The 6265-nt window shown below is 61.0% G+C and carries 4 protein-coding genes; 3 read left to right on the top strand and 1 reads right to left on the bottom strand.

Features of this window, described 5'->3' with window-relative positions:
- A partial coding sequence (locus HLUSI_RS27620; protein ID WP_016833488.1) for a urate hydroxylase PuuD occupies positions 1–1284 on the bottom strand: 1284 nt, incomplete at its 3' end.
- Positions 1285–1768: 484 nt separating this feature from the next.
- Here HLUSI_RS27620 and HLUSI_RS0108070 point away from each other — a divergent pair.
- The 3 genes from HLUSI_RS0108070 (at position 1769) to HLUSI_RS0108060 (ending at position 6193) form a co-directional block, all read left to right on the top strand.
- The gene (locus HLUSI_RS0108070) at positions 1769–2704 is read left to right on the top strand and encodes a LysR substrate-binding domain-containing protein (protein WP_016833487.1); all 936 of its coding nucleotides are present in this window, start codon (positions 1769–1771) and stop codon (positions 2702–2704) included.
- A 224-nt stretch (positions 2705–2928) separates the two neighbouring features.
- A complete protein-coding gene (locus tag HLUSI_RS0108065) occupies positions 2929–4332 on the top strand; it encodes a nucleobase:cation symporter-2 family protein (protein WP_029363276.1) in 1404 nt (467 codons plus the stop codon).
- Positions 4333–4423: 91 nt separating this feature from the next.
- The gene (locus HLUSI_RS0108060; protein WP_029363275.1) at positions 4424–6193 is read left to right on the top strand and encodes an allantoate amidohydrolase; all 1770 of its coding nucleotides are present in this window, start codon (positions 4424–4426) and stop codon (positions 6191–6193) included.
- Positions 6194–6265: the final 72 nt, after the last annotated feature.

The raw sequence follows: 6265 nt of genomic DNA, 5'->3' as shown, positions 1-6265 counted from the left end.
CTCCTGCTGTTTCCGGCGCTGCCGACGGCGGCCGATCAGCGCGCGCTCTTCGTCGGTCATGTGCGTCATGTTGGCCAGCGGCATGTCCTTGGTCTGGACCGCGCGCTGGTACACCTTGGCGGCGTGCTGGCGGATCAGTTCCGGCGTTTGCAGCATCATGCCGGCCGGCGCCGTGGCAAAACCTGCCTGCGTCGGCTGTGCGGAGTGGCAGCTGGCGCAGCGCTGGGTGATGACTTCCTGCACGCGCGCAAAGTCTACGCCGCTTGCCGTGGCGGCGACAGGTACAGTTGCTGTGCTATCCGTGCTTGCGCCGGCAACGGCGGCCGGTGAAACTGCCGGTACAGCGGCAACCTTCGGCAGCGGCTTAGGCGCAATCGCGATCGCCACCGCCAGCAGCAGCACACAGCCGGCAATCGGAAAGCCGATCGAGACCTTGCCGGCATGGCGCAGGTTGAAGAAGTGACGGATCAGCACGCCGGCGGCCATGATCGCGGCCAGCACCAGCCAGCTGTACGCGTGGGTATAGGTCATCGCGTAGTGGTTGCTGATCATGATGAACAGGATCGGCAGCGTGAAGTAGTTGTTGTGCACGCTGCGCTGCTTGCCCTTCTTGCCGTAGATCGGATCGGGCGACTTGCCTTCCTTCATGGCCTCCACCAGCTTGCGCTGGCCGGGGATGATCACCATCAGCACGTTGCCGACCATGATGGTGCCGATCATCGCGCCGACGTGGATGTAGGCGGCGCGACCGCTCAGCAAATGCGTCAGCACGTAGGCCACGGCGACGATGAAGACGAACATCACGCCGCCGAGCAGGCCTTCGCGTTTGCCCAGCGGCGATTTGCACAGCAGGTCATAGACGATCCAGCCGAGCACCAGCGTGCCGAGGCCGACGCCGACCGATTGCAGGCCGGTGAGATCGGCAACCGACTTGTCGACCATCATGGCCGAGGCGTTGAAGTAATAGACGATGAACAGCATCGCGAAGCCGCTGATCCAGGTGGCGTAGGCTTCCCATTTGAACCAGTGCAGTTCTTCCGGCAATTCGGAAGGCGCGACCAGGTATTTTTGCGGGTTGTAGAAGCCGCCGCCGTGCACGGCCCACAATTCACCGGAGACACCCTTCTTGGCGAGGTCGCTGCCCGGCTTGGGAGGACGGATGGAGTTGTCCAGCCAGACGAAATAGAACGAAGCGCCGATCCACGCAATCCCGGCAATCAGATGCAACCAGCGCACCAGCAGATTGAGCCACTCGACGCCATACGATACGAACAATGCTTCCATGTCTTCCCCACGTTTGTTCCTCACCTGCCACTGCGGGCGCTCCAGGTGAGCGAGGCCGGGCCTCAGATCACAAAACGGTCGATCCGCAGCGAATGCAAAACATGCGCTCCGGATAAATAAAGAGGACTTGCGCAGAACGTCTCCTGCTCCTGCGTAAATCTTCGTTACCTGCTGCCGCGACGACCTTGATGGCGATTGCCATCTGTTATTTCTCAGTCGCAGCCTGCGCACAGAGGGTGCGACTGGGATGCTGGAACGATAAACGTGTTGGCTCTTTAAAACATTGCCAATCGCTTATATTTGACATACGCATATTCATATACAACAATGAGCAAGTTATGTGGGAAGCTCTATACGCCAAAAAATATAACCAGAGACCTTTCATAACATCAACAACGTGCGGCCACCCTCCACGGGTAAGAAGGCAGTCCAGCGCGCCCTGCGCAGACGCCCGCCTCGCTTTACCAGTTACCCGGAGACAATCATGTCCAGGCTGCCAGACCATCTCGATATCCACCTGATCCGCATTCTTTATCTGTTGCTGTGCGAAAAGAACGTCTCGCGCGTCGCCCTCAAGCTCAACCAGCCGCAGCCATCGATCTCGGCCTCGCTGCGCAAGCTGCGCGAACTCACCGGCGATCCGCTGCTGGTGCGCGGCGCACGCGGCATGGTGCCGACCCAGCACGGCGAGAGCCTGCTCAAGCCGGCCAAGCGCATCCTCGACGAAACCGAGCGCTTGTTCGTGCCGAAAACCGCTTTCGTTCCGCAGGAAGAAGCGCGCACCTTCCACATCGCCGCACCCGATTACATGAACACGCCCTTCTTTACCGAGGTCATCGCGCGCCTGCGCCGCGAATCGCCCAAGAGCCATATCGTGATCCACGCGCTCGGACCGGAGACCGACTATGTGCGCCTGCTGTCGGACGGCGAACTCGACCTCGTCATCGCCAACTGGGACGAGCCGCCGCCGCACCTGCATTTGTCCAAACTGTTCGACGACCCCATCGTCTGCCTGATGCGTTCCGATTGCGCCTATGCCAAACGCACCGCCAAGGACGCCATGACCATCGAGGATTACCTGACCCTGCCGCACGCGGCGCCGTCGCAAATCTTGCCCGGCTATCACGGCACCATCGACACCTTCCTCGAGAAGCAGAACCTGCATCGCAACGTCGTGGTGGAGTCGGCGCACTTCCGCATGCTGCCCTACATGGTGGCGCAGACCGACCTGGTTCTGAGCGCCGGCCAGCAATTCGCCAGCTTCTATGAAAAGACCTTGTCACTGAAGAGTTACAGCGTGCCGATCAAGTTTCCGCCGCTGCGTTTTTACCAGCTGTGGCATGAGCGCGTGCATCAGGCGACCGAGCATAAATGGCTGCGCGCGCAGGTCAGCGCCGCGGCCAAGATGCTTGTCAATTAAGGCTTCCGGGCAACATCGGCATCACGCTGCTTATATCCACATTCAGAAAACGAGTATTGGCTGACCTATATATTGGACTGAGCGATTTACTTTAGTATCGGCCCACAAGCCTGTACGGAGGATCCTGCTCAGAATCTGCATCCTTCTGCAAGGACTTGACGAGAGGCCGTCGCCGTCGCATCTGAAACCGGCAGCGGCCTCCATATAAAAACTTGGAGACAGCCATGACAACCCAAAGCCCTCAGGGTCACCCGGTAGACGAAAGACTGCCGATACTCAAACTCGCCGCACTGGGCATGCAACACGTACTCGTGATGTATGCCGGCGCCATCGCAGTACCGCTCATCGTCGGCGGTGCCCTAAACCTGCCAAAATCCGAAATTGCCTACCTGATCAGCGCCGATCTGTTCTGCTGCGGCCTGGTCACCATCATTCAAAGCCTCGGCATCTGGAAGTTCGGCATCCGCATGCCGGTGATGATGGGAGTCACCTTCGCCGCCGTCGGGCCGATGGTCGCCATGGCCAACAATCCCTCCCTGAGCATCCTGCATATCTACGGGGCCGTCATCGCGTCAGGGATATTCTGCATCCTGGCGTCGCCCTACATGAGCAAGCTCATGCGCTACTTCCCGCCGGTGGTGACCGGCACCGTCATCACGGTGATCGGGGTATCGCTGATGGGCGTCGGCATCAACTGGGCGGCCGGCGGCCAACCCATCATCGGCAAGCTGGTCGACGGCGTCTTCGTCAAAATCCCGAATCCCGACTACGGCTCCCCGCTGAGCCTGGCGATTGCCGCCGTGGTCCTCGTCTCCATCCTGCTCATCACCAAATACGTCAAGGGCTTCATCGCCAATATCTCGGTGCTGATGGGCATGGTGGTCGGCTTCGTCATCGCCTTGTCGCTGGGCAAGATCAACTTTGACGGTCTCGGCGCAACGGAATGGTTCGCCGTGATCAAGCCTTTCCACTACGGCTGGCCGCAATTCGACGTCGGCTCCATCATCAGCATGTGCCTGGTCATGATCGTCACCATGATCGAATCGACCGGCATGTTCATGGCGCTGGGCGACATCGTCGAGAAGAAGGTCGACGACAAGACGCTGGCGCGCGGCCTGCGCGTGGACGGTCTCGGCACGGTGATCGGCGGCGTCTTCAATACCTTCCCGTACACGTCGTTCTCGCAAAACGTCGGTCTGGTCGGCGTCACCGGCATCCGCAGCCGCTATGTCTGCGTGGCTGCCGGCGTAATCCTGGCGGCGTTCGGCCTGTTCCCCAAAATGGCGCACGTGGCCGCATCGATCCCGCAATTCGTGCTGGGCGGGGCCGGCATCGTGATGTTCGGCATGGTGGCGGCGACCGGGATCAAGATCCTGGCCAAGGTCGACTTCAACACCAACCGCAACAACCTGTTCATCGTCGCCATCAGCATCGGCGTGGGCATGATCCCGATTGTGGCGCCGACCTTCTTTGACAAGATGCCGGGCTTCTTGTCCACGATCTTCCATAGTGGCATATTGCTTGCATCCACCATGGCGGTCGTGTTGAATGTATTCTTCAACGGCCGCGGCAACGACGAAGAAGTTGCCGGTTATGCGTTGGCGGCGGCACAGAGTTCCGATCATTAACAACTGAAGTACGACAGGACGGGGGACCGTCCTGTCACCGCAATCTGCAACCATCCGTATTTATTGGCACCTATCGGCAACAGCTATCACGATGACCACACTAGAACAATTGAACGGCAGCGCCGCGCGCGACGTACCGGCTTTCGTCAACACCCTGCACGGGATCTATGAGCATTCGCCGTGGATTCCCGAACGCGCAGCGAAACTCGGCCCTTTCGCCAACATCACGGCCCTGAAACAGGCGCTGCAAAGCGTGGTCACCGGCGCCGACCGCGCAGAGCAACTGGGCCTGATCCGCGCCCACCCGGAGCTGGCAGGCAAAGCCGCCATCGCCGGCGAACTGACCGCCGAGTCGACCGGCGAGCAAGCCAAGGCCGGCCTCAACCTGTGCACGCCGGAAGAATTCGCCACGCTGCAAAAACTCAACGGCGACTACAACGCCAGGTTCGGCTTCCCCTTCATCCTCGCGGTGAAAGGTGCCACCGGCAAGGGCCTGACGCGCCAGCAAATCATCACCACCTTCACCCGCCGCCTGCGCAACCAGCCCGAAGACGAACTGCGCGAAGCGCTGCGTCAGATCGGCCGCATTGCCGAAATGCGCATCAACGACCTGCTCGGCCATACCCCGGCCATTGGCGCCACCATCATGGAATGGGCCGAAGAAATCGGCGCCTGGAGCGAAGACGAAGGCGCCCTGACCTGCACCTACATGACCGACGCCCATCGCCGCACCGCAGACCAGATCGCCCACTGGATGCGCGAAGCCGGCATGCACGCGCACATCGACGCGGTCGGCAACGTGGTCGGCCGCTACCTCTCGACCGACCCGCAAGCCAAGACATTGATGACCGGCTCGCACTACGACACGGTGCGCAACGGCGGCAAGTACGACGGCCGCGAAGGCATCCTGCTGCCGATCGCCATCGTCAAGCACCTGCATGAAAAAGGCGAGACCCTGCCCTTCCATTTCGAGATCATCGGTTTCTCGGAAGAAGAAGGCGTGCGCTTCAAGAGCACCTTCCTGGGCAGCAACGCCATCATCGGCCAGTTCGACCTCAACCTGCTCAACCTCACCGACCGCGACGGCGTCAGCATGCGCGACGTGCTCACGCAGGCCGGCCACGACGTCACCGCAATTCCACGGATCGCACGCGATCCGTCGGACCTGCTCGGCTACGTCGAAGTCCACATCGAACAAGGCCCGGTCCTGCTCAACCGCGACCTTCCGGTCGGCATCGTCACCTCGATTGCCGGCAGCTCGCGCTACCTGGTCAACCTCAAAGGCGTCGCCAGCCACGCCGGCACCACGCCGATGAACATGCGCAAGGACGCCGCCGCTGCCGCCGCAGAAATCATCCTCTACGTCGAGCAGCGTTGCGGCGAAGACCAGCACGCCTCGCTGGTCGGCACGGTAGGCCAGCTGCAAGTCCCGAACGGTTCCACCAACGTCATCCCCGGCGCGTGCACGCTGTCGCTCGACATCCGCGCCGCCGCCGATGACGTACGCGATGCGGCAGTCGCCGACGTCTTGAAAAAGATCGAAGAAATCTGCCAACGCCGCAGCGTCGACGTCACCATCGAAAAGACCGTCTCCGCCCCGGCCGCCCCATGTGCACGCTGGCTGATGAACCAACTGGCCGCCGCCACCGAACGCGCCGGCGTCAAACCATTCGAACTCGCCTCCGGCGCAGGTCACGACGCCATGACAATCGCCAAGATGACCGACGTCGCCATGCTGTTCACACGCTGCGGCAACGGCGGCATCAGCCACAATCCGCTGGAGACGATGACGGCGGATGATGCGGAGGTGTCGGCGCAGATCCTGCTGGATTTCTTGCGGAATTTTAAGGCGAAGGTTTAGGCAGTAACGAGTTCACCCGAGCAGAAAAGCACGATGCCGAAGGCGAGCCAACCAAGGCAATGCGAAGCGAGC

It is taken from the genome of Herbaspirillum lusitanum P6-12 (assembly GCF_000256565.1).
Taxonomy (GTDB): Bacteria; Pseudomonadota; Gammaproteobacteria; order Burkholderiales; family Burkholderiaceae_D; genus Herbaspirillum; species Herbaspirillum lusitanum.
Note: the sequence above shows the minus strand (reverse complement) of the source record. Positions and strands in the feature narration are given on the sequence as shown.